Origin of the sequence: Arthrobacter jiangjiafuii, from assembly GCF_018622995.1 — a bacterium.
Taxonomy (GTDB): domain Bacteria; phylum Actinomycetota; class Actinomycetes; order Actinomycetales; family Micrococcaceae; genus Arthrobacter_B; species Arthrobacter_B jiangjiafuii.
Genome location: NZ_CP076022.1, coordinates 1,348,467 through 1,371,918, shown reverse-complemented (window position 1 = coordinate 1,371,918; position 23,452 = coordinate 1,348,467). Strand labels below are relative to the sequence as shown.

The 23,452-nt window shown below is 67.0% G+C and carries 21 protein-coding genes; 5 read left to right on the top strand and 16 right to left on the bottom strand.

The window, feature by feature from the left end:
• Positions 1 to 42: 42 nt before the first annotated feature.
• Together KKR91_RS06445 and KKR91_RS06440 are read right to left on the bottom strand one after the other, a co-directional pair.
• Positions 43 to 1,452, bottom strand: a complete 1,410-nt coding sequence (locus KKR91_RS06445) for a mycothione reductase (RefSeq protein ID WP_210230879.1) — start codon at positions 1,450 to 1,452, stop codon at positions 43 to 45.
• Between the two features lie 80 nt (positions 1,453 to 1,532).
• Complete coding sequence (locus KKR91_RS06440) at positions 1,533 to 4,937, bottom strand: pyruvate carboxylase (protein ID WP_210230878.1); 3,405 nt, start codon at positions 4,935 to 4,937, stop codon at positions 1,533 to 1,535.
• Positions 4,938 to 5,181: 244 nt separating this feature from the next.
• Here KKR91_RS06440 and KKR91_RS06435 point away from each other — a divergent pair, with 244 nt between their 5' ends.
• A complete protein-coding gene (locus KKR91_RS06435; protein WP_210230877.1) occupies positions 5,182 to 6,021 on the top strand; it encodes a ParA family protein in 840 nt (279 codons plus the stop codon).
• A 124-nt stretch (positions 6,022 to 6,145) separates the two neighbouring features.
• Here KKR91_RS06435 and KKR91_RS06430 read toward each other — a convergent pair whose 3' ends face one another.
• The 13 genes from KKR91_RS06430 to KKR91_RS06370 form a co-directional block, all read right to left on the bottom strand.
• Positions 6,146 to 6,733 carry a MerR family transcriptional regulator gene (locus KKR91_RS06430; protein WP_210230876.1) on the bottom strand — a complete coding sequence of 196 codons (588 nt, stop codon included), beginning with the start codon at positions 6,731 to 6,733 and terminating at the stop codon, positions 6,146 to 6,148.
• 215 nt (positions 6,734 to 6,948) lie between these two features.
• Entirely contained in the window at positions 6,949 to 7,449 is a 501-nt protein-coding gene (locus KKR91_RS06425; protein WP_210230875.1) for a bifunctional nuclease family protein, read from the bottom strand.
• Between the two features lie 5 nt (positions 7,450 to 7,454).
• Positions 7,455 to 8,225: a transcriptional regulator FtsR gene (ftsR, locus tag KKR91_RS06420; RefSeq protein WP_210230874.1), complete on the bottom strand. Its 771-nt coding sequence runs from the start codon at positions 8,223 to 8,225 to the stop codon at positions 7,455 to 7,457.
• A 63-nt stretch (positions 8,226 to 8,288) separates the two neighbouring features.
• A complete protein-coding gene (locus tag KKR91_RS06415; protein WP_210230873.1) occupies positions 8,289 to 8,759 on the bottom strand; it encodes an FHA domain-containing protein in 471 nt (156 codons plus the stop codon).
• Between the two features lie 293 nt (positions 8,760 to 9,052).
• Positions 9,053 to 9,826, bottom strand: coding sequence for a CPBP family intramembrane glutamic endopeptidase (locus tag KKR91_RS06410; protein WP_210230872.1), 774 nt, complete (start codon positions 9,824 to 9,826; stop codon positions 9,053 to 9,055).
• Between the two features lies 1 nt (position 9,827).
• Positions 9,828 to 10,208, bottom strand: a complete 381-nt coding sequence (locus KKR91_RS06405; RefSeq protein WP_210230871.1) for a VOC family protein — start codon at positions 10,206 to 10,208, stop codon at positions 9,828 to 9,830.
• Between the two features lie 48 nt (positions 10,209 to 10,256).
• A complete protein-coding gene (locus KKR91_RS06400; protein WP_210230870.1) occupies positions 10,257 to 10,658 on the bottom strand; it encodes a RidA family protein in 402 nt (133 codons plus the stop codon).
• A 49-nt stretch (positions 10,659 to 10,707) separates the two neighbouring features.
• Positions 10,708 to 12,288, bottom strand: coding sequence for an FAD-dependent monooxygenase (locus tag KKR91_RS06395; protein WP_210230869.1), 1,581 nt, complete (start codon positions 12,286 to 12,288; stop codon positions 10,708 to 10,710).
• Positions 12,285 to 12,968, bottom strand: coding sequence for a dihydrofolate reductase family protein (locus tag KKR91_RS06390; RefSeq protein ID WP_237687518.1), 684 nt, complete (start codon positions 12,966 to 12,968; stop codon positions 12,285 to 12,287). The genes KKR91_RS06395 and KKR91_RS06390 overlap by 4 nt, the downstream gene beginning before the upstream one ends.
• Before the next feature lie 31 nt (positions 12,969 to 12,999).
• Positions 13,000 to 13,737, bottom strand: coding sequence for a hypothetical protein (locus KKR91_RS06385; protein WP_210230868.1), 738 nt, complete (start codon positions 13,735 to 13,737; stop codon positions 13,000 to 13,002).
• A gap of 205 nt (positions 13,738 to 13,942) precedes the next feature.
• Positions 13,943 to 15,112, bottom strand: coding sequence for a PQQ-dependent sugar dehydrogenase (locus KKR91_RS06380; RefSeq protein ID WP_237687517.1), 1,170 nt, complete (start codon positions 15,110 to 15,112; stop codon positions 13,943 to 13,945).
• Positions 15,113 to 15,171: 59 nt separating this feature from the next.
• Positions 15,172 to 16,806, bottom strand: coding sequence for an FAD-binding protein (locus tag KKR91_RS06375; protein ID WP_210230867.1), 1,635 nt, complete (start codon positions 16,804 to 16,806; stop codon positions 15,172 to 15,174).
• A 74-nt stretch (positions 16,807 to 16,880) separates the two neighbouring features.
• Positions 16,881 to 17,708: an SDR family NAD(P)-dependent oxidoreductase gene (locus KKR91_RS06370; protein ID WP_210230866.1), complete on the bottom strand. Its 828-nt coding sequence runs from the start codon at positions 17,706 to 17,708 to the stop codon at positions 16,881 to 16,883.
• Positions 17,709 to 17,788: 80 nt separating this feature from the next.
• Between KKR91_RS06370 and KKR91_RS06365 the strand changes: the two genes are divergently transcribed.
• From KKR91_RS06365 to KKR91_RS06350, 4 genes are all read left to right on the top strand, one after another.
• On the top strand, positions 17,789 to 18,418 hold the full coding sequence (locus KKR91_RS06365; RefSeq protein ID WP_273544734.1) for an acyl-CoA-like ligand-binding transcription factor: 630 nt from the start codon (positions 17,789 to 17,791) through the stop codon (positions 18,416 to 18,418).
• On the top strand, positions 18,415 to 19,035 hold the full coding sequence (locus KKR91_RS06360) for an HAD family hydrolase (RefSeq protein WP_210230864.1): 621 nt from the start codon (positions 18,415 to 18,417) through the stop codon (positions 19,033 to 19,035). The genes KKR91_RS06365 and KKR91_RS06360 overlap by 4 nt, the downstream gene beginning before the upstream one ends.
• A gap of 65 nt (positions 19,036 to 19,100) precedes the next feature.
• Positions 19,101 to 19,313: a hypothetical protein gene (locus KKR91_RS06355; RefSeq protein WP_210230863.1), complete on the top strand. Its 213-nt coding sequence runs from the start codon at positions 19,101 to 19,103 to the stop codon at positions 19,311 to 19,313.
• 24 nt (positions 19,314 to 19,337) lie between these two features.
• The gene (locus KKR91_RS06350; RefSeq protein ID WP_210230862.1) at positions 19,338 to 20,600 is read left to right on the top strand and encodes a cation:proton antiporter; all 1,263 of its coding nucleotides are present in this window, start codon (positions 19,338 to 19,340) and stop codon (positions 20,598 to 20,600) included.
• A gap of 57 nt (positions 20,601 to 20,657) precedes the next feature.
• Here KKR91_RS06350 and KKR91_RS06345 read toward each other — a convergent pair whose 3' ends face one another.
• The gene (locus KKR91_RS06345) at positions 20,658 to 23,399 is read right to left on the bottom strand and encodes an AAA family ATPase (RefSeq protein WP_210230861.1); all 2,742 of its coding nucleotides are present in this window, start codon (positions 23,397 to 23,399) and stop codon (positions 20,658 to 20,660) included.
• Positions 23,400 to 23,452: the final 53 nt, after the last annotated feature.

Below are 23,452 nucleotides of genomic sequence, written 5' to 3'. Positions count from 1 at the left end.
GGATATTTCCGGGCCGGCCTTGCTTGTGTGTTCCTGCGGCCCTCAGGCCTTGCCGGTCTTCAGGGAAAGCAGTGCGTTCTCCACCACCTCGGTCAGTGCGGGATGGATCCAGTACTGTCCGGAGGCCATCGTGTGTGCGTCCAGGCCGAAGGACATGGCCTGGATCAGCGGCTGGATCAGCATCGAGGCCTCGTGGCCCATGATGTGCGCCCCGAGCAGCCTGCCGCTTTCCTTCTCGGCGAGCAGCTTCACGAACCCGGTGGTGTCTTCCATCGCCCAGCCGTAGGCGGTGGACCCGTACTCCTGCACGGCCAGGGCCAGCTCGACGCCCCGGGCCTCGGTATCGGCGCAGGCTTCCTCCTCGGTCATGCCGACGGAGGCGATCTGCGGGCTGCTGAACACGGCGGAGGGCACAAACCGGTGGTCGCTGGCGCGGAGCGCGCCGGGATGCAGCAGGTTATGCGCAACCGTCCGCGCTTCATGGTTGGCCACGTGCTTGAGCTGGAAGTCGCTGCTGACATCCCCCAGACCCCAGACCCCCGCCACCGGCGCCCCGTTCTTGAGGACACGCTGGAACTCGTCCACGGCGAGGCGTCCGTCAGGCCACTGGTCAAAGCCCGCGGCGGCGACATCCAGGCGGTCGGTGTTGGGCACCCGCCCGGTGGCGACCAGCACCAGGTCGACGTCGAGCGTGGCTTTTCCCTGCGGTCCGGCGAGATCGGCACGGACGGAGCCGTCTGGGTTTTCGGTCAGGGCGGTGACCTGGGTATCCAGCCGGACGTCCCACTCCTTCGACGCAGCCTCCGTGAAGCGTTCAGCAACGGTGGCATCCAGGGCACGCAGCAGGGGGCCGGAGCGGGCGGCCATGGTCACCTGCGCGCCGAAAGCGGAAAACACGAACCCGAACTCTGCGGCAATGTAGCCGCCGCCGATGATCAGGATCCGGTCGGGCAGGTCGGGGATCCGCATGACGGTGTCCGAAGTGTGCACCTGCGGCAGGTTGATGCCCGGAATATCCGGAAGCACCGGACGGGAGCCGGCCGCAACCACGATCTGGTCTGCCGTGATGCGCTGCCCGTCGTCGGTTTCCAGGGCGTGCTCGCTGATGAAGCGGACGTGGCGGTCATACAGGGTGACGTTGTCCAGCTCCTCGGCCCGGTAGCGGCGCCCGCCGGCGGAGATGGCATCGATGCGGGTGAAAATCCGGTCACGGATCCCCTGCCAGTGCACCTTGTCCAGGGTCTGGTCCACACCCAGCCGGGCGGCTTCGCCCGGAACCGCCGCCAGCTGTGCCGGATAGACGAACATCTTCGTGGGGATGCAGCCTACGTTCAGGCAGGTCCCGCCGAAGGTTCCGCCGTCGATCACGGCAACCTTCTTACTGTCCCACTCCGGAGTGATCAGGGAGTTTCCGGAGCCCGAGCCAATAATGGCCAAATCAAAGTGAGTCACGACTCCAGTCTAGGTCCGCACCAAATCGCCCCCGGAATCCGCCACGGATTCCGGGGGCGCTTTAGTGCGGCGGTGTGGGCTTAGCTTTCGGACGGTTCGATAACCACCAGCAGGTCCCCGCCCTGCACCTGTTCGACGGCGGAGATCGCCAGCCGGGACACGGTCCCGGCAACGGGAGCCGTGATGGAGGCCTCCATCTTCATGGCTTCGATCGTGGCGACGGTTTCGCCGGCGGCCACCTCCTCGCCCGCCTTCACCGTTACGGTTACGGCACCGGCGAAGGGCGCCGCCACGTGGCCGGGATTGGCGGGGTCGGCCTGCTCGGCCACCTTGACCTCGGACTGCACGCTGCGGTCACGGACCAGGACCGGCCGCATCTGGCCGTTCAGCGTGGTCATTACCGAGCGCATGCCTCTTTCGTCCGGCTCCCCCACGGCTTCAAGGGTGGCGATCAGGCGCACGCCCTTTTCCAGTTCCACGACATGTTCAACCCCGCGCTGGAGCCCGTAGAGGTAGTCGCGGGTATCCAGCACTGACACGTCGCCGTAGGTCTCCCGGACGGTGGCGAATTCCTTGGCCGGGCCGGGGAACAGCAGCCGGTTCAGTGTCTCCCGGCGCATGGCTGAGTCCCCTGCCAGCCCGGCGCGGTCCACCTCGGTGAGCTCGGCGTCACGCACCTTGATGGTGCGGCCCTGCAAGGCCTTGGTCCGGAAGGGTTCGGGCCAGCCGCCGGGCGGGTTTCCGAGTTCACCGCTGAGGAAGCCGATGACCGAGTCGGGGATGTCGTAGTTCTGCGGGTTTTCCTCAAAGTCCCCGGGTGAGACGTTGGTGCCCACCAGCGCCAGGGCAAGGTCGCCGACGACCTTGGAGGACGGCGTGACCTTCACCAGCCGGCCCAGGATCCGGTCCGCTGCCGTGTACATGTCCTCGATTGCTTCGAACCGCTCCCCCAGGCCCAGCGCGATGGCCTGCTGGCGGAGGTTGGAGAGCTGGCCGCCGGGGATTTCGTGCTGGTAGACCCGGCCGGTGGGTCCGGCGAGGCCGGACTCGAACGGAGCATAGACCCGCCGCACGGCCTCCCAGTACGGTTCCAGGGCGCTGACGCCAGCCAGGTCCAGGCCGGTGTCCCGCTCGGTGTGGGCCAGCGAGGCCACCAGCGACGACGCCGAGGGCTGGCTGGTGGTGCCCGCCATCGAGGCACTGGCCACGTCGACGGCGTCGACCCCGGCCTCGGCGGCGGCCAGCAGGGTGGCCAGCTGGCCGCCTGCGGTGTCGTGGGTGTGCAGGTGCACGGGCAGGTCGAAGCGCTCCCGCAGCGCTGCCACCAGTTTCGCGGCGGCAGCGGGGCGCAGCAGCCCGGCCATGTCCTTGATGGCCAGGATGTGCGCGCCGGCGTCGACCATCTTTTGGGCCAGGTCCAGGTAGTAGTCCAGCGTGTAGAGCGTCTCGTTCGGGTTCAGCATGTCCCCCGTATAGCACAGGGCCACCTCGGCGACCGCTGTGCCGGTGGCCCGCACCGCGCGGATGGCGGGTTCCATTTGTGCCACGTCGTTCAGCGCGTCGAAGATCCGGAAGATGTCGACGCCGGTGTCGGCTGCCTCCTGCACAAAGGCTTCGGCCACCTCTGTGGGGTAGGGCGTGTAGCCCACGGTGTTGCGGCCACGCAGGAGCATCTGGATGCAGATGTTCGGCAGCGCCTTCCGCAGCGACGCCAGCCGCTCCCAGGGGTCCTCGCCCAGGAAGCGCAGCGCCACGTCGTAGGTTGCCCCGCCCCAGGCCTCGACCGAGAGCAGCTGCGGGGTCAGCGCAGCCACCGCAGGGGCTGCCACGAGCAGGTCGCGGGTGCGGACCCGGGTCGCCAGCAGCGACTGGTGCGCGTCCCGGAAGGTGGTGTCGGTGACGGCCAGTGCCTGCTGCGCCCGCAGCTCGGCGGCGAACCGTTCCGGCCCCAGTTCCTGCAGCCGCTGGCGCGAGCCGGGCCGGACCTCGGGCAGCTCGGCGGGCAGCTTGTCGGCGGGATTGATGTGGACCGGCAGCTCCCCGTTCGGCTTGTTAACAGTGGTGTCCGCAAGCCAGTTCAGCAGGCGGGAACCGCGGTCCGCCGAGCCGCGGGCGCTGAGCAGTTCGGGGCGCTCCTCGATGAAGGAGGTGGCTACATCGCCGGCAATGAAATCCGGGTCATCCAGCACGGCCTGCAGGAAGGAAATATTGGAGGAAACCCCGCGGATGCGGAATTCAGCCAGCGCGCGCCGGGCGCGGTTCACCGCCGCCGGATAGGTCCGGCCGCGGCAGGTCAGCTTCACGAGCATGGAATCGAAATGCGGGCTGATTTCGGCTCCGGCGTAGACCGTTCCGCCGTCGAGCCGGACCCCGGCACCTCCGGCGGAGCGGTAGCCGCTGATCTTGCCGACGTCGGGCCGGAACCCGTTGGCCGGATCCTCGGTGGTGATCCGGCACTGCAGGGCCGCACCGCGCACTTGCAGTTCGTCCTGGCGCAGCCCCAGATCCTCCAGGGTTTCACCGGCTGCGATCCGCAGCTGCGACTGCACGAGGTCGACGTCGGTGATTTCCTCGGTGACGGTGTGCTCCACCTGGATGCGCGGATTCATTTCGATGAACACGTGCTGGCCGGCGCGTTCACCGACGGTGTCCACGAGGAACTCCACCGTGCCGGCGTTCTCGTATTTCAACGCCTTGGCGAACTTGACCGCATCGCGGTAGAGGGCCTGGCGGATGCCTTCGTCCAGGTTTGGTGCCGGTGCGATTTCGATGACCTTCTGGTGCCGGCGCTGCAGCGAGCAGTCACGCTCGAACAGGTGGATGATGTTGCCCTCGCCGTCGGCCAGGATCTGCACCTCGATATGCCGCGGCCGCAGGACCGCCTGTTCCAGGAACACGGTGGAGTCGCCGAACGCGGTGTCGGCCTCACGCATGGCGGCGTTGAGTGATTCCGGCAGGTCCTTGGCGGTGTCGACCCGCCGCATGCCGCGGCCTCCGCCGCCTGCCACCGCCTTAACAAAGATGGGGAAGCCGATGTCTTCTGCCTCGGCCAGGAGCTTCTCGGGATCCGAGCTGGGCTGGGTGGAGCGCAGGACCGGAATTCCGGCCTCGCGTGCCGCGTTCAGGGCGTGGACCTTGTGCCCGGCGAGCTCCAGGATGTCGGCTGCAGGGCCCACGAAGGTGATGCCGGCTTCCTTGGCCGCCCTGGCCAGCTGCGGGTTCTCGGACAGGAAACCGTATCCGGGATAAATCGCGTCACAGCCGGACTCCTTTGCCACGCGGATAATTTCCTCCACGTCCAGGTATGCGCGGACGGGGTGGCCTTCGTCTCCGATTAGATAGGCTTCATCGGCCTTCTGCCGGTGAATGGAGTTCCGGTCCTCATAGGGAAATACGGCCACGGTCTTGGCGCCGAGCTCGTACGCTGCCCGGAAGGCGCGGATAGCGATTTCACCGCGGTTGGCTACCAATATCTTCGAGAACATTGCTCTCCTGCATCGTTGCGGCCGGGCAACCGGATACTGCTGCCCGGAACGGATTCCCTCCCACCCTATTTCACTCTCGGGCTTTGCGGGTGCAGTGCGTCACACTGCTTATGTTCGCCTTTCTGCGCCACCCCTGTAAAACAGGTGCTGCAGGGGTTACCGCCGGGTGTCACATAGAATGAACATGCAGCCTCACAAGGGCCCCGCTCGTGATCCCTAGACACGTTAGGTTTTGGTTCAACAAGTGCAAGTAGTGAGCATCAGCAGTCTGAAGGGCGGCGTGGGCAAAACTTCCGTGACGCTTGGACTGGCGTCGGCTGCACTGGCAGCTGGAATTCCCACCCTCGTCGTGGACCTTGACCCGCATGCGGACGCCACCACCGGCCTGGGGGTTACCTCAGCGGACAAAGCCGGCATCGGCGAGATGCTCAAGAATTCCCGTCGCGCCCAGCTTGCGGACAATGTTGTCCCCAGCGGCTGGGTGGCCAACGAGCGCCGCACCCGGACCATCAACGCCAAGCGCCCGCCGGTGCTGGACGTCGCCATGGGGTCTGCATTCTCCGGCATCTATGACCGGCCGGACCTGGGCAAGCGGGACCTGAAGCGGCTTTCCACCCTGCTATCCCGCGTCAGCGGCTACGGCCTGGTCCTGATCGACTGCCCGCCGTCCCTGAACGGCCTCACCCGCATCGCCTGGACCGCATCCAACCGTGTCCTGCTCGTGGCCGAGCCGGGGCTGTTCTCCGTGGCAGGCACCGAACGGACCATGCGTGCCCTGGAACTGTTCCGCAAGGAGTTCGCCCCGAACCTGGCACCTGCGGGCATCATTGCCAACCGGGTCCGGTCCGGCTCCAACGAGCACACCTTCCGCCTCGCGGAAATGAAGCAGATGTTCGGGGACCTCCTGCTGAGCCCCACCATTGCCGAGCAGGCAAACTGGCAGCAGATCCAGGGTGCAGCCCACTCCGTGCATCACTGGCCCGGCGAATCCGCCAAGCAGGCCGCCTCTACGTTTGATGCACTGCTGAAGAATCTCGTGGAAACCGGCAACGTCCGCAACAGGGTTATCCGCCGCGCGGGATAGCCCTCCTGCCGTCCGCTGCTTCCGCAGCCGGGCGGCGGCTCAGAAACAAAAACTGCAGGCCTCCGGTTTCCTGGCGCCTGCAGTTTTTTGTTTGGTTTTGTGTTGCCCTTCGGTCTTGGGCAGGCTAGCTGATCTTGCGGGCGATCCGCCGCTGGCTTAGTTCATCGCCGGGGAAGGAATGCTCATCCACATGCTCGCTCGGCAGCTGGGCAAGGCTGCCTTCGACTTCCCGCCAGACACGGCCGACGGCGATGCCGAAGACTCCCTGTCCGCCCTGGACCAGGTCAATGACCTCGTCTGCAGAGGTGCATTCGTAGACACTCGCGCCATCGCTCATCAGGGTGATCTGGGCCAGGTCTTCGACGCCGCGCTCCCGCAGGTGCTCGACGGCGGTGCGGATCTGCTGCAGCGAGACGCCGGTGTCCAGGAGCCGTTTGACGACCTTCAGCACCAGGATGTCGCGGAAACCGTACAGCCGCTGCGTGCCCGACCCTGACGCGGAGCGCACTGCGGGTTCAACCAGGCCGGTCCGGGCCCAGTAGTCGAGCTGCCGGTAGGTGATTCCGGCTGCCTTGCAGGCTGTGGGTCCACGGTAGCCTGCATCCTCGTCGAGAACGGGCAGATCCTCCGTAAACAGCAAGCCCTGGGCTCCGGGAACTTTACCCGGCGCAGCGGCGTGTGTACGTTCGCCGGCATCGCCTTTCGGACTCACTTGTGCCTCCTAGTAGCGGTTCCCAGAGGGGGGTTGGCACGGGACCAAGGCGTCGGGGACGACTGCCTTTAGTGTGCCCTGCAAATTCTCTGAGGGGAAGAACCCGGGTAGAGGAATAGCGAAGGCCCGTGCCACGGGAACTCTATAGCTTCGACGTTAGATCCGACCCGGTCCAAGGTCAAAGATGCCAGCCCTTTTTCTGCAGGCGTGTCGAATCAGCGCTCGAAGTCCTCTGGCTCAACATCGGCCAGGAACTCCCGGAACTGCCGGAGTTCGTTCTCGGCGTTTTCCGAATCTTCCTCGTCTTCTTCGTCCTCATCGGCCTCGGCGATCCGCACGCCGGCTTCGTCCAGCACCGCATCGGCGCACAAGATGGGACAGGGGGCCCTCAGGGCTACCGCTATCGCGTCCGAGGCCCGGGAGCTGACGGTGACGCCGTTATCAAAAACGAGCTCGGCATAGAAGACGGTGTCCTCTACTGAGACCAGCCGCACTTCACTGACAGTTCGCCCCAAGGCTGCCACCACGGATGCCAGCAGATCATGGGTCATGGGCCGGGGCGGAACGATCCCCTGCTGGACAAAGGCAATGGCGCTGGCTTCCGGGGCACCGATCCAGATAGGCAGGTGGCGTTCGCCGTTGATTTCCTTGAGCAGGACCAGCGGCTGGTTGGACGGCAGCTCGATCCGCACACCGACCACTTCGACTTCGCGCATGCTCCTCAGCCTTCCATTCGTGCGATGTGCCCGTTGACCAGGGCACTGTGCAGGTTCAGGCAGAGATCACTGATCTCCCGCGCGGTTTCTGCCGCACGTGCCTTCGAGGCGACGTCGCGCCGCGAGGCCAGTGGGGCCACTACGCTTTCCACCAGCCCCAATTCACGGTCGGCAGCCGCGCGGAAGGGACGCAGGTGCCGCGGCTCGATGCCGTGGGCCTGGAGCTGTGCGCAGGCCTTGGCCACCTTCAGCGCATGCTGGTCGTAAGCGCCGTATTCGGCACCGTTTTCGGCGGCCGCTATCAGCCCGTACCCGGCCAGGTTGCGGACCAGGTCCGCTGAGGCACCGGATTCCCGGACGAGTTCATTGAAGGTGAGGGGCCGGGCGAGGGTCCTGGCGGACAGCTCCCCCGCCAGCTGTTCAGAGACCGCTCGCGGGGAGAGGGACATGCCGCCGGGAAGGGATTCGGGACGCTCGCCGCGGTCGATGGCGTCCAGGTAATCCTTGATGATTTTCAGCGGCAGGTACTGGTCCCGCTGCAGTGCCAGCACAAACCGCAGCCGCTCGACGTCGGCAGTGGTGTATTTGCGGTAGCCGGCGGCCGTCCGCTGGGGAGTGACGAGGCCCTTCTCCTCCAGGAAGCGGATCTTGGACGCGCTGATGCCGGGGAAATCGGCGTTCAGTTCACCGAGGACCTCCCCGATGTTGAGCACACGGCCACGCAGACGCTCATGCCCCGTGCCCAGGGTGCGCCTGACTGGCTGCGATGCTGACATACCTGCTACCTATTCCTTCAGTCTTACCGTGGTTCTCCGGGCGGAACTTCCGACCGGCTGTCCCTACGCCCGGTGGGCTGCCGGCCGCGCAGCGTAAAAGGTCAGCCGGAACTTGCCAATCTGGACCTCGCTGCCGGTGCGCAGGAGCAGGGTGTCCACGCGGTCGTTATTGACGTAGGTGCCGTTCAGGCTCATGGAGTCCACCACACGGAAGCCCTCTGCCGTCCGCCGGAACTCAACATGCTTGCGCGAGACGGTGACATCGTCAAGGAAAACATCCGCATTCGGGTGGCGTCCGGCCGTAGTCACGTCCTGGTCCAAAAGGAACCGGGCGCCGGTGTTCGGGCCGGTGTGGGCAATCAGCAGTGCAGAGCCGGCAGGAAGTGCCGCGACGGCGGCGCGCTCATCCGCGCTCAGCTTCGGCTCCACCGAGGTGGCATCGCCCTGAGGCGGAAGGCTGATCGATGTGGTGTCCTGCGTGGCCGGCTCGTGCCGGTTGCCGGCCTGTCCGACGCTGTTGTGCTCGCCCGCCATGTTGTTTCTTCCTCCCCAAAAGATGCGGCCAACCAATCATTGCTGGCTGGCCGCACAGTTACTGCTGACAAATCTTGCCGTACCGGCTGTCCTAGCCTACCTGCTGGATGGCCTCCACCGCACTGAGGACTTCAGGGGTAATCCGCGGAGCTGGCCGAACCGTTTGCGCTCACGCCGCGGGCCGTCTTCAAGCACGTCAGTGTGCTGGAATCCGCCGGCCTCGTGACACGGGGGCGGGAGGCGCAGCGGCACCCACGACGTCTCGTTTCCCGTCGATGCCCAGGGCCGCGCCGTCACGCTCCGCTGAGGCAGCCCATCCGCCGCATGAGCCCGTAGAGCGCGACGGCGGCAGCTGCCGTGAGCAGCGCCGTCGTCCACGGGTTGTAGTGGGCTCCTGCCCCGGGGGAAAGCGACCACGCGAAGTTGTAGGAGGCGTTGGTCAGGGCCGCGAGCCACATCGATCCGCCCGAGCCCACAGCGATCAGGACCATCAGGACCCGCAGCATGACCGTGAAGCAGACCTGCCCGGCGATCCAGGAGGGGGTGTGCCCGGCCTGGATATTGGACGCCACGTGCCAGAGGGCCCAGATCACCCCGATCAGGAGGGCCCCCGGAATCACCGCGCTGACCTGGAGGACCCGTGGCAGGAGGAAAGCTGTCCAACCGACCTCCTCGGTGGCGGCACTGACGAGGTACACGGCGGCCAGGACCGCCGTGCCCCGGCCGGGAGCTTCAAAGCCCTTCCCGTTGGTCGTCAGGACAGCGGAGACCGCCACCACGGCCGGCATCACGGCGAGCGCCGCCGCCGCCGGCAGGATTCCCCGCGGACGCAGTGCGAGGCGCCCGATCAACGCCCCGCCCGCCCCGGTCCGTGCGGCGATAACCGCGGCAGCCACGGCCGGGCACACGAAGGCCAGGGCTGCCCCGGGCAGATTCCCCCGTGTCACAGCGGAGAGGGAACCGATCAGCGGACCGATCACGTAGAAGGGAACGGTCACGGCCGCCAGGACAACAGTGAAGCCCCCGATGTCCCGCAGGCAGCACTCCCGTGGCGAACGCACTGCCATCTCAGACCCACTGCACGAGCTGCACGATCAGCCCGTTCGGATCCCGGTACTGGGCAAACCGCTCGCCCCAGGGTTCGGTTTCCGGGCTCGTAACCACAGCAATGTCCTGTGCCACCAGCTGCTCGTGGTACTCATCGATGGCGTCCACCACGAGTACCAGCAGCAGCCCTTCCCGGGCACGGCCGGCAATCTCCGCCGGTTTGAAGGTCGGCAGGCCGGCACGGAGGAAGATGATGTTCGATCCCCCGTTCGGATGCCTGAGGGAAACAAAGCCGTCGTTCTGCATCTCGGCTATGTAGCCGAAATGCCCGGAGAGGAAGGCGGCAGAGGCCTCCGGCTCCGGGACGTTGAGGGAGACGGCAAACGAGCTGATCTTTGGCATGATGCGCCTTTCACCTGCAGGGCAGTTCGGGGCCGAGCCCGGTCACACTCATGGCAGAACGGCTGCTACGGCGCTGATTTCCACCAGCGCACCCGGCACGCCCAGCCCGGCGACCTGCGCCGCCGTCACCAGCGGCGGCTCATCGGACGCAAGCTGCCCGGCGATAGCCCCGTATGCCGCCCTGAGGTCGGCTCCTGCGACAATGAGCACTGTCCACTGCACGACGTCGCCAAGGCCGGCCCCGGCAGCGGCGAGCGCCGTTTTCGCGTTTTCCATGGCCCACATCGACTGCGCGGCCACATCGTCTCCGCCCACGAGCGAGCCGTCGGCAGCGACGGCGTTCTGCCCGCCCACGTAGATCGTGGCAGCCCCCGCCGGCACGATGGCCACATGACTGAAGGCAGGACTGGAGATGAGTCCCTCCGGACTCAGGCGCTGGATGGATTCCATGCCCCTTACGATCACACCCGCCGCTGCCCGTGAACAGGCTGGAAGCGGTTCATCCGGGCTGGTAAGCCGATTCCAGCGCCCCGGCCCCGGGAACAGCGGCCCCGAACCACCTCGAGAGCCGGGCATCCAGTTCGCGCTGCCCTCCACCGATCGGGTCGTCAATGTCGCCCAGGGCTGGTTCGGCCACCCACACGACGTGTCCGTCCGGACGCAGCAGCACCGCAGGGACGTCCAATTCGGGACTTTTCGCCTCAATCCTGTCCACGCGGTCCGTCCATCCTCCCAGCGAGAACCGGCCGGTCTGGTCAACCAGGATGCCCCGGCCGCTGTGCATCAACTCATAAAGCCGCCCCCGGGACAACTGCACGTTCCGCAGCCGGCGGCCCAGCAGGCCCTCGCCCGCGCCATGTCCGCCGTCGCCCGCGTTGTTGGCGCCGCCGTCGCCGTCTCCCCCGTTGTTGTCTCCCCCGTTGTCGCGGCCCCCGCAGAAGTCATAGCGGATGCCCGTGGCGGTGATCTTCTCGATGAGGAAGCGGTTCACTTCCTCGAAGTCCATCAGCTCCGCCAGCAGCCGGCGCACAGCCTGCGGACCCGGTTCCGGGGAAATCAGTTCCGACTGGGCACGGGTGTTGTCCAATACAGCGGCAGCCACCGGATGCCGCTCGGCCTGGTAGCTGTCCAACAGCCCCTCCGGCGCCCACCCGTCAACCTCTGCCGCCAGTTTCCAGCCGAGGTTGAAGGCGTCCTGCAGTCCGAGGTTCAGCCCCTGGCCGCCAAGCGGCGGATGGATGTGCGCGGCATCCCCGGCCAGCAGCACCCGTCCGGACCGGTAGCGCTCCGCCAGCCGGGTCGCATCGCCGAAGCGGGAGAGCCAGCGCGGCGAGTGGGCGCCGAAGTCGGTGCCGGCGAACTGCTGCAGCTGCTGCTTCAGCTCGTCCAAGGTCGTCGGAGACGCCCGGTCTTCGGAGACGCCGTCGGCGGGTACGACAATGCGGTACAGCCCCTCCCCCAGCGGCACCACCCCGAAGTCCTTGTGCGTTTCGCGGACTTCGGCGACCCTGGCCATCAGTGTCTCTTCGGGCGCCGTCAGTTCCACCTCACTCAGCAGCCGGTCCCGCCGGCTGGGTTCGCCCGGAAACCCGATCCCCAGGAGCTTGCGTACCGTGCTCCGGCCGCCGTCGCACCCGACGAGGTAGCGCGAGCGCAGCTGCGTGCCGTCCGCCAGCACCACGGTCACCGAGTCCTCGTCTTGGCGCAGCTCCGTCAGCTCCGTGCTGCGCCTGAGGTGAACGCCCAGTTCGGTGGCGTGTTCGGTCAGCAGCCGCTCGACCACTGGCTGCGCAATCGCGAGGACATAGGGGTGTGTGGTGTCCAGCGAAACCGGCGCGGCCTTGGTGATACCGGCAAAGAAGCCTCCAAGCGGATACTGCTGTCCGAGCTGCAGAAACCGGCCTGCCAAGCCGCGCTGCTCGAGGATCTCCACACTGCGGGCGTGCAGTCCGCCGGACCGGACCACCTTCGTGGGCTCCGCGTCCCTTTCCAGCACCAGCACATCGACGCCGTGCAGGCGCAATTCGCTGGCGAGCATGATGCCTGTCGGTCCCCCGCCGGCAATGATGACGTCGGTCATGGAAGCTTCCCGGCCTCCCCCTCTGCCTTGGCCAGCTGGATATGCGCGACATTGTTGCCGGTGCTCACGTCGATCGGTTCGAAACCCGGCAGCCGGCCGTTCGGGCCGGTGATGTTATCCAGCAGGCGTTCTCCGCTGCCGAGCAGGATCGGAACCACCACGAGGTGGATGCGGTCGATGAGCCCGGCCCGCAGGTACTGGCGGACAGTGTTGACCCCGCCGCCGATCCAGACGTCCCCGCCGTCTGCTGCGTCCAGTGCCCGTTGCCTGGCTTCGTGGATCCCGCCGGTCACAAAGTGGAACGTTGTTCCCCCCTCCATCTCCACTGGGTCCCGGGGATAATTCGTGAGGACAAACACCGGGTGGTGATAGGGCGGATCCTCGCCCCACCACCCGTTCCAGGTCTCGTCGGCGGCCCAGGGGCCGCGGACGGGTCCGAACATGTTCCGTCCCATGATGCTGGCACCGATGCCGTCGAACTGGGTACGGACGAACAGATCGTCGATCCCTTCGCCGCGGCCATCCATTCCGGTGCGCCCGGCGAACGTTCGGGTGTTGACGATCCAATCGTGGAGGCGTTCCGCTCCGTTGCCGAGGGGATCGTCCATGCTCTGGTCCGGCCCGGCGCCATAGCCATCCAGCGATACCGTGAAGCCGTCGATCCTCAGTAACTGGTCCACGGGAAGCGTCCTTTCGGTTGGTTCGGGCGGCCTAGGAATGCACTCGGTACAGAATCGGATGCGGCACTACTCCGGCCTCGCTGAAGGCCGCCAGCACGAAGCTTCGAAAAGACCGTTTGAACAGGAGCGAGGGCAGCACCTGGCGCAGGCTGTTCCAGCGGCAGTGGTTGATGATGGGGAACGGCGAATGGCTCTGCGCGTCGGGAAGGATCACCGTTGAGTTATCCAGCCGGGTCTCCTGCTCAAACCAGCCCGCGGTGTACTGCCAGGCGTCCAGGGTGGCCTGCATGGTGGGGCCGGTGAAGAAGTTGAAGAGGAACACTCCTCCGGGACGCGGGCTAACCGGCCCCATGCTGCGGACATTGGAACCGGCGAGGATCAGCCGCTCAGTGGCCGCGGTCGGCGGCGCCTCGGCGGCAATTGCGTCGGCAACGTCCCGGGCAACGGCGGGTGAATCGGTAACCACCAGGAGAACGACGTCGTAGGCTGCGGCCGGTCCCTCCCCCTCCTTGGGCTGGCCGGGCGGACGCAGGACCGCCGCGAACACCGTTGCCTGGCGGACACCGGGGGTGCCGCGCAGGGCGGCCGCCCGGCCCGACAGCCCCGCCAGGGCCTGCCTGCGTTCGGCTCTTCGAGGTGGAAAGGGCGTCTTCCAGGCTCCGGTCGAAATGCCAAGGACCACGAACCCCGCAGCGGTGGGCTCGACGAGCGACACCCTGCGTGCGCCTTCCGTCACCGGCTTTCCGGATGCTCCGGACTCATTCTTCATGCTGTCCTCCAACCGCAGCCTGCGGCGAAACCAGGTTCCGCTGCATGGAAGGGCACGCTACGGTACCTCCGCCCCGGCAGTGAAGCGTAAGGTTCCGGATCAGATCGAAGGAGCGCCCGATGATCACCGTCCATCCGGCAACCGCCGACCGCTTCGAGGATCTCGCCGCGATCCGTGCGCCGGCTGATGAGACTGCCGCTGGCGGCTAGCCGATCCTAAGGGCCAGCACGCGGTCATCGTCGGGCCCGGGCGTGCCGCGGCCGTCGGTGTTGCTTGTGAGCACCCAGAGCGTGCCGTCGGGGGCAGTGACGACGTCGCGCAGCCTGCCGTACTCCGCGGCCAGGTGTTCGGTCGAGCTGTCGAGCCCGTCCAGCGGCACCTCCCGGAGCCGCTCCCCGCGGAGGTTGGCGATGAAGATCGACCCGCCCGCGACGGCGATCCCGCTCGGACTGGCGTCACCCGGGTCCCATTGCTGGACCGGATCAATAAATCCCTCTTCTCCGGCGATCCCTTCGACGTCCGGCCAGCCGTAGTTCCCTCCGGGGGTGATCACGTTCAGTTCATCCCAGGTGTTCTGCCCGAATTCGCTGGCGTACATAGTGCCGCTGCTGTCCCAGGCGATACCTTGCGGGTTCCGGTGCCCGTAGCTGTACACCAGGGATCCGGGGAACGGGTTGTCCTCCGGTGCCTCACCGTCGGTGCCCATACGCAGGATCTTGCCGGAGAGCGCGTCACGGTCCTGGGCGCGGCCCCGGTCACCGGCATCCCCGGTCGTGGCGTACAGCAGCCCATCGGGGCCGAACGCTATCCGGCCGCCGTTGTGGATCGGTCCGGCCGGGATGCCGTCCAGGACGGTTGTAGCCGGACCCAGGGCAAGGGAGCCGGGGCCGCCGCTGATTTCCCGGCGTTCGATGCGGTTCTCTGCGCCCGCAGTGAAGTAGGTGTAGAGCGATCCGTCCTGCACGGCGATGCCCAGGAGGCCCCCTTCCCCACGCCCTGCAGCATCCTGGATGACGCCGGCTTCGCGGGTGTTTCCGGCGTCGTCGAGCTCCAGGATCCGGCCTGAATCCCGTTCACTGATGAGCGGAACCCCATCGTGGAAGGCGATCGCCCACGGCGCGTCGAGGCCGGTGCTGATGACGTCGGGGTCTCCGGGTACGACGGCGCCGGACAGGCCAGGTGATGCCCTGGAGGTTTCCTGCGGCACCGGTTCGCCCGGTGCGGATGGCGCCGCGGTGCAGGCCGGCACCGCGGCAACGGCAAAGACCACGGCGGCCCAGGCGGCCATCCGTCGTCGTTTCCTGCCGGCTCCGGATGTGATGTCGGGGCCGGACCTGATATCGGAACAGGGCTTCATGGTTGGACCGGGCGTCATGCGGCACACTCCCTAGGCACGCGTGCGGGTTGCCGTACCTAGGGTAGCGCCGGCGGAGGCTATGGGGCGGATATCCCCTGCCGGGCCGCCTGTGCAGCAGCGTGGGCACCGGCCCGCCGCCCGCTGAAGAAGCAGTCGGCAAGGGAGAGGCCGCTGATGTAGCTGTTCGAGCACACGCCAACGGCATTGCGGCCCGCGGCGTACAGCCCGAAGATCTGTGTCCCGTCCTCCCTTTTGACCAGACCTGACTCCCCGTCGACGATGAGTCCGCCCAGGGTCAGCCCCGGGATGGGGAAGAACGGCGAGGCGTCGTCCGAAATGTTGAAGGCGCGGAACGGCGGTTTCAGGATCGGCTGGCACAGATCGGGGGCTTTGTGCGCGGGATCGCCCTGGCCGGAGGCTATCCCCATGTTGTACTCCTCCACACTCTTGTGGAGTCCGTCCGGGTCCACGCCGATCTTCGCAGCGAGGGCACTGACGCTTTTCGCGCTCGTGTGGCCGATGGTGAACAGGAAAACCGCCTGCAGCTTCTGGAAAATCTGGGTCTGCGACCAGAACTGGCGGCGTGACTTCCCCCAGCTCACGGCGTCGTAAACGGCCCAGCCTTTGCCGCCGAACCCGCGCATCAGCACATCGCCGTGCGTCGCGCCGTACAGATCCTCGTTTGTGATCCGCCTTCCGTCGAGGCCTACTGTAATGCCCTCCACAAAGGAACTGGGCGGGGTGAGGAACCGCCAGGCCGTGACCTTATCCATCCGGCCCACGTCTGCTCCCGCGTCCAGGCCCAGCTGGATGCCGCCGCCGTCGTCGGCTGGTGTCCCCAAGGGAGAGATGCCGGTGAACTGCGGGGCGTACTTGGCCACCCACTCCTTGTTGTAGATGAAACCGCCGGCGGCCAGGATGACCGCGGCGGCACGGACTTCCCGCTCCACTGCCCCGGCGTTCCAGAGCTGCTCAATTTTGTCTGTGGACTTCTTCACCAGCCCCGGCGCCCAGTTGCCGATTTTCTGCGTGCGGCTGGTCAGCCGCCGATGCTCGGCAGCGTTTGGGTGTGACTGCTCCAGGACCCGGTACTTCACGCCGACGACGGCGCCATCCTGAACAATCAGGTCAGTGACCCGGGCCAGCGGGGCGAAGGTGACGCCCTTGCGCGCCGCGGACTCGGCCAGCCGGGTCCACAGAACCTTCCCGGAGGACAGCCCCTTCGCGACGGTTCGATGGCCGCGCGGTGCCGGCTGCGCCGCGTCCCGGTACGGGTAGGCCTTCTCGTTTCCGGAGAAGTACAGATAATGCTTGTCGGTTGGATAGGAGGTCTTGTACGGGGCCAGACTCCCCGCGAAGGTCGCCCCCTGCTCCTCCAGCCACGGAATCATCCCCGGGCTCTGGTCGCAGAACCGGCGCAGGGTCGCCTCGTCCACTGCGTCACCTGCCTCCATGCGGAGATAGGCATAGAGGTTCTCCGCAGTGTCCCCGTATCCGGCCTCGCGCTGCTGGCGGGTCCCGCCACCGGCGTAAACCACCCCGCCGGACAGGGCGCTGGCGCCACCGCCGTACGCCCTGTCCAGGACCAGGACACGCGCACCGTTGTCGGCGGCCTCTATCGCCGCTGCCGCACCGGCCCCGCCGAAGCCGACGATGACGACGTCGAACCGGTCATTGTTGGTGCCTGATTCGTTCTTGCCTGCTGCGTTCACTGCGTCTCCTCGTTGAGCCATTGGTGATGTGGTTGGTTGTGCCGGGTTCCGCTGCTTCGGCGGGAATGCGTCCGCTAAATGGTTTCGCCGGCGTCGGCGAGCAGAACGCTGCCGGTCATGATGGTTGAGAGGTCGCTTGCTGCGAACAGGACGACACGCGCAATGTCATCTGCCGTTCCCAGCCTTCCGATCAGGCTGTGCTGCATGACATCCATAGTGGGAAGCTCCATTCCCGCGGCGGCCGCCTGCTCGGCCATCGCTGCAGCCATCGCGAGATTGCCTTCAGTCGGGACGAACGAAGGTGCCACCCCGAGGACACGTATCCCCTTCGGGGCAAACTCGAGGGCCATGGCCTTCGTCATGCCGCGCACGGCGTGTTTTGAGCTGACGTACGCTGCCAGTCCAGGGGCAGGAGCCGTGAAGCCTGCAGTGGAGACGATATTGATAATGACGCCGCCGGCGCCGGTCATGCGCTTGGCCGCCACGCGCGATCCCAGGAAGACGCCCCGGGTGTTCACGGCGAACACCCGGTCCCAGTCATCCACAGGCATTTCCTCGGCGGCGACGCTGGGAAACAGGCCTGCGTTGTTCACCCAGATATCCAGGCCGCCGAACTCCGCCACGGCACGCTCAGCCCCGGCGGCAACGGAATCCTCCTCGGACACATCGATACCGCTGCCTATGGCCTTGACCGGAAAGCGTGAACTTATGTCGTTGGCCGCCGAAGCCGCGAGGTCAGCGTTGATGTCAGCGATCAGGATGTTCGCGCCGGCTTCTGCCAGGCGCAGCGCGATCGCTTTGCCCAGTCCCTGGGCCCCGCCGGTAATGACGGCATTCCGTCCGGTCAGGGACAACAGTTCGCTGATCGGGCGGGAAGAGACATCGGGGAACGGAAACGGCACAGCGACCTCCAGGCGGCGGGAAACGATTATGACAGAGTATGTCTTAAATAACCTCCGGAGGGAACAGCTAGCGTGAGGGTATGACAGAAAGCCGACCGCGCCGGGGGCGCCCCCCGCTGGCCCAAATAACCGACCTGCGAGCCCGGGCACTCGGTATCATCCTGCGCGTGGGATACCAACAAGCTTCCATGAGCCAGATAGCCTCCGAATTAGGTCTGAGCGTCCGGACCCTGCACCGCTATTTCCCGGCGAAAGCGGACATCGTCTGGGGCGGGATCGAAAGCTCCCTGGACGCGCTCAGCGAAGGGTTGCGTCATGCAAACGCAGAGCTGCCCGTGATCGAGGCAATCACCGCAGGCGTGGTGGCTGTTTTTGACCAGAACGCCGACGACAACGCCATCGACCGGGCACGGCTGAGGCTGATCGCCACGACCCCGGAGCTGCGCGCCGCACGGCCGGAGACCTTCGAACTGTGGAGAGCGCAGCTCATCGGTTTCATCGGCGACAGGCTCGGGGAACCTGCCGGCAGCCTCGTCCCGTGGGTGATGGGTGCTGCCGTGCAGACCACCATCACCGAGGCCCTGGCATGGTGGGCGCTGCATGAGCAGACCCGGGGGCCGGGCGAGGTGGTCGGGCAGGCCCTCGCCAGCTTCAATTCCGTCGCAGCGGGCCTGTCTCCACCCGTCCCGTCGCGCAGGGGGCAAGAATGAGCCGCCTGTCCCGCCCAGGGCTTTGGTACCTCTTTGACTACGGCATGGTGATCTCCACGGCCCCGGAGCCCCGGGATTGGCTGGCGTTGCAGCGGGCCACCGGGTTGGACCTGGATCTGGAGGCCGCTTCAAGCCCCTATTGGACCCACCGCGAAGGCTTTGACGCCGGAACGCTGACGCCTGCACAGTACTGGAGTGCCGTACTGGGCAGGACTGCCGGCGCGGATGAGGTCCGAACGCTGGAAGCCCTCGACGCCGCACAATGGGCGCACCTCAATCCGAAAACCCTGTCCGTGCTGGAGACGCTCACAAAGGAAGGCGCGCAGCTGGCCCTGCTCTCAAACATGCCCGCGGCCATGTCGCGGAACTACACGGCCACGGCGCAATGGCCCGGACTCTTCTCCAGGCTGTACTTCAGCGGGCAGCTGCGCATGCTCAAACCCGACCCCCGGATCTTCGAATACGTGGCAGGTGATCTGGGCGTGCCGCCCCGGGACATCGTTTTCATCGACGACAATGCGGCGAATATTTCCGCGGCCCAGGCCTTGGGCCTGCAGACCGTTCACCACACCGGTGACACCGATCTGCGGGCCGAGCTGGCCGAAGTCCCTCGATAGCCGTGCCCCTGTGGGCTAGCCTCGAACCGTGGTCTTCCAACAGCACCCGGATCAACGGAGACAGCATGGGAATCCTCTTTGTGCACGGTGCCGGCGGGTGGGCGGAGGACCAGCCGATGGCCGATCAACTGCGAACCCTGTCGGGACAGGCAGTCACGATGTCTCGGTTCCCCGACGAGGACATGTCAGCTGCAGCCTGGCGGCACGAGAGGGGCGGCCACCAGTTTCAGGGGCGGATGGCTGCGGTGGCCGAGGATCTGGCGTCGCTCGTGCAGTAGTGGAGCTTCGGAGAGGACCATCTGATGACACCGGCAGCGTTCGCCGCACTCATGCTCGTGGTCTTTGCCTGGGCCGTGTTCTCGGACCGCCTCGCGCGGTGGAACATCACCGGCCCGATCGTCCTCACAATCGCCGGGTTCCTCCTGTCCAACCAGGACTGGGGAGCGCTCCCGATCAACGTTGAAACGCCGTCGGTCCACCTTCTCGCCGAGGTGACGCTGGCCCTGCTCCTGTTCTCGGACGCAGCGCGGGTGGACGTCACCGCACTTCGCCGGGACATCCGTGTACCCGCGCGCCTGCTGCTGATCGGCCTTCCCCTCACCCTGATCCTCGGTGCCCTCGCGGCGGCGCTGCTGTTCGGCGACTTCACCTGGGCACTGGCCGGATTCGTCGGTGCCGCTCTGGCCCCCACCGACGCAGCCCTGAGCATCCAGGTCATCAACGATAAGCGGATTCCAATGCGTATCCGCAGGACCCTCAACGTGGAAAGCGGACTCAACGACGGCATAGTGACCCCCGCCGTCGTCTTCGCGCTCTCGCTCACGGCGGCTGAGCTCGGCGTCGGCAGCGGCCATGACTCGGTCGTTAGGCCGCTGCTCGAAGTGGCCGTCGCGATCCTTGTCGGCCTCGTAGCGGGATTCGGTGGTGCGAAGGCCATCGCGTTCGGGGCGCGGCGCCGGTGGATCCTTCCCGGCGGCCGGCGCCTGGCCACGCTGGCTGTGGCCCTCGCCAGCTTCTCGCTGGCCTTGGCCCTCAGCGGCAACGGCTTCATCGCGGCGTTCGTTGCGGGGATCGCGTTCGGTGCAGGTCTGCCCCGTGACGTTGCCAGCGTGGACGAGGTGGGCGAGCTTCCGGAGCTGTTGGGCGAGGTGCTCTCACTCGGAGTGTGGTTTATCTTCGGCGCCGCCCTCGTGCCGGTCGCGTTGGACCATCTCTCTGTGTCGACTCTCGTGTACGCGGTCCTGAGCCTGACGGTGATCCGGATGCTGCCGGTTGCCCTTTCGCTGCCGAAGACCGGATTGGATACCTCGACGGTATTGTTCGTGGGCTGGTTCGGGCCCCGCGGCCTCGCCTCCGTCGTCTTCGTGCTCCTGGCTATTGAGGAACTCGGCGAGTCGGGGCCCGTCGGTACCGCGGTCGCTGCCGTCACCATGACTGTGTTGCTCAGCGTGGTTGCGCACGGCATCTCGGCGGGACCTCTCGGCGGGCGTTACGCTGCCGGCCACGGGGACAGCACCCCCGGCGGGGAGGAAACCCGCCTCCGCTCGCGGCGCCGGATCCACTAAGCGGCAGCCCGCGGGTCCCCTTGGGCTCCAACGGGCTGTGTTGCAACGAGCCAAGGTTCATCGGGGAAGGGGCAGCTCCCGGAGTTGCCGCCGGGAGGTGATGCCGACCTTGCGAAAGATGCTGCGCAAATGGGCGTCTATGGTGCGCGGGCTGAGAAAGAGTTCCGTAGCGACTTCGCGGGAGGTTGCGCCGGTGGCCACCAGCCGGGCGATGTGCAGCTCGTGGGCGGTGAGGGAGTCGGTTGGCTGGGCGCTTCGCTTGCGGGGGTGCTCGCCGGTGGCGCGCAGCTCGCGGCCGGCACGCAGTGCGAACGCGTCCGCGCCCATATCCAACAGCATCCCGTGTGCGGTGCGGAGCTGTTCCCGGGCGTCCTGGCGACGGCCCTCGCGGCGAAGCCACTCACCATAGACGAGGTGGGTGCGGGCGAGGTGGGCGGCCATCCGGCAGCGTCCGAGCTGCTCTATGGCTTCACGGTAGCTTTCCTCTGCCTTCGACCCGGCGCTGGTCAGGGCACGTGCACGTGCCGCCAGGCCGAGCCCCCAGGGGGTGCCGCTGGCGAGGGCCCGTGTGCTGAGCTGCTCCAGCGCTTCGGCCGCGCTATCCTGCCGGCCGGAACGGCAGGCCGCTTCGATGAATTCGGAGTGGGCCATGTTGTTGAACCGCCACGCTTCGGAGTCGTAGGCCCGTTTCCCAGCGGCATAAGCCGCAGGGTAATCACCGAGACCGTTGTGCAGCACGGACATGGCGTACTGCGTCAAGGATTCTTCGGTGCCGTGCGCTGGTCCGGCGGCCTTCCGGACAATGGCCGCGTGGGCCTCGGCGGTCTCGGTTGGATGGCCGCGCCAAGCGGAGAGGACGAGCTGGGCGTGGAGCAAAGGCACAGCCCCGGTCGCCGCCGCGGATGCATTCTGCTCGGCAGCCCGGGCGATCTCACCGGAGAGGACCAGCATGATGGACTGGCCAAGAAGCGCGGCAGGGAGCGTGGCCAGAGCGCCGGCCTCCCTCGTCACTCGGACATTGCGGATGGCCAACGAGCGAAGTGACTCGTCGTCGAACACTGACATCGCAGTTCGGATGGCGAGCCACCCCCAGCGGCAGCCGTTGGCGCCGTCCACCGTGTCAGCGTCCGGCTCATGAACGAAGGCCTCCAACGCCCTCCGCCGCCCGGGCAGGCCGGCCGCGTACCCCTGCGTGAACGTCTCAACCAACCCATCGAGCAACAGATCCACCGGCCTCTGCGGCCATGTAGGAGTGGGCGCCGCCCGGGCAGCCTCGGCAACTTCCGGTATGCTGCGGCCCCGGACGAAGTTGCCGGTGACAATCGCCGCTTCGAGCGCATGAAGATAGGTCTCGCGGGACAGCGCCGCATCCCGCGGGGCGAGGCTCCTGGCTGCGTGCAGCAGCATTCCCCCGCCGATACTGTCCCGGACGAGATGAAACGCGATCCGGGCACGCAGCAGTTCGAGGCGCGCCTGCTGCAAGGGATCGAGCGGACCGGCCGCAGCGATCTTCAGCAACTCCAAGGCGTCCTCGGACGCACCAGCCTCCTGCTTGGCGTGCGCGGCCTCCAGCGCCCGGCCCGCACGGGCGGCAGGGTCAGGGGTCAGCCTGGCCGCATGCTCCATGAACGCCGCCGCGGCGGCCAGCCCGCCGCGGGCACGCGCCCGGTCTGCTGACCGCACCAGCCCAGCGGCGGCGTCCTCGTCGGTGCCCAGCACGGCCTGAGCCCGGTGCCAGGCGCGGCGGTCGGGGTCGACGTCCGGATCGGTGGCGGCGGCCAGCGCGTCATGCGCACGGCGACGCTCCAGAGGGGAGGCGGCCCGCAGCACAGCCGAACGCACCAGCGGATGACGAAACCGCACCCGGGTATCGATCTCCAGAAGTCCGGCGGCTTCCGCGGGCGCCGCGGACTCGTAGGCGATCCCCAGATGCGCGGCCGCACGCCACAGCAGGTCCACCTCGCCGGTCGAATCGAGCGCAGCAACCAGCAGCAACGTTTGGGTTGGCACCGGCAGGCTGCCTGAGCGGCGCCGAAAGGTGTCCTCGATCCGGTGCGTGGTGCCCGGCAGCTCGGGCAGCTCGAACCCGCCGGCCTGCCATGCCGCCGGCGCGCTTCGGGCCAGCTCCAGGAGTGCGAGGGGGTTCCCACACGCCTCGGCGATGACCCGGTCCCGCATCCCGTTGTCCAGGGGTGTGTGCGCGGCCGCTGCCAGCAACGCCCGCGCGTCGTTCTCATCGAGGCCGCCCAGGCATACGACAGGTATACCTTCGAACATGCCCATGTCGCGGTCGGTGGGGTCCCGCAGCGCGAACACCAGCGCCATCCGTTCGGCCGCTACCCGTCGCGCCACGAACGTGAGGACCTGTGCGGATGCCTCGTCCAGCCACTGTGCATCGTCGACGAGGCACAGCAGGGGCCCTTCCTCGGCGACCTCGGCCAACAGATTGAGGGTGGCCAGCCCTATCAGGAACCGGTCCGGAACCGTACCGCTTTGCTGCCCGAACGCCACGCCCAGAGCGGTCCGCTGCGGCTCGGGCAGGGCACCAACGTGGTCCAGGAGAGGTGCACACAACTGATGCAGGCCAGCAAAAGCGAACTGCGTCTCAGACTCCACCCCGACCGAGGACACCACCCGGAACCCCGAGGATTCCGCCGCGCCTCGGGCGTGCTCGAGCAGCACCGTCTTGCCGATACCCGCTTCCCCGCGCACCACGATTGCCCCACTTAGCCCGGCTCGTGCCCGGGAGAGGAGGTTATCGACTGTTGCGCGCTCGGCGCGCCGACCCAGGAAATCCACCAGTGCCCCTCCCTTCAGAGCATGCCGGCACCCTATTAGGCAATTGTCACCGA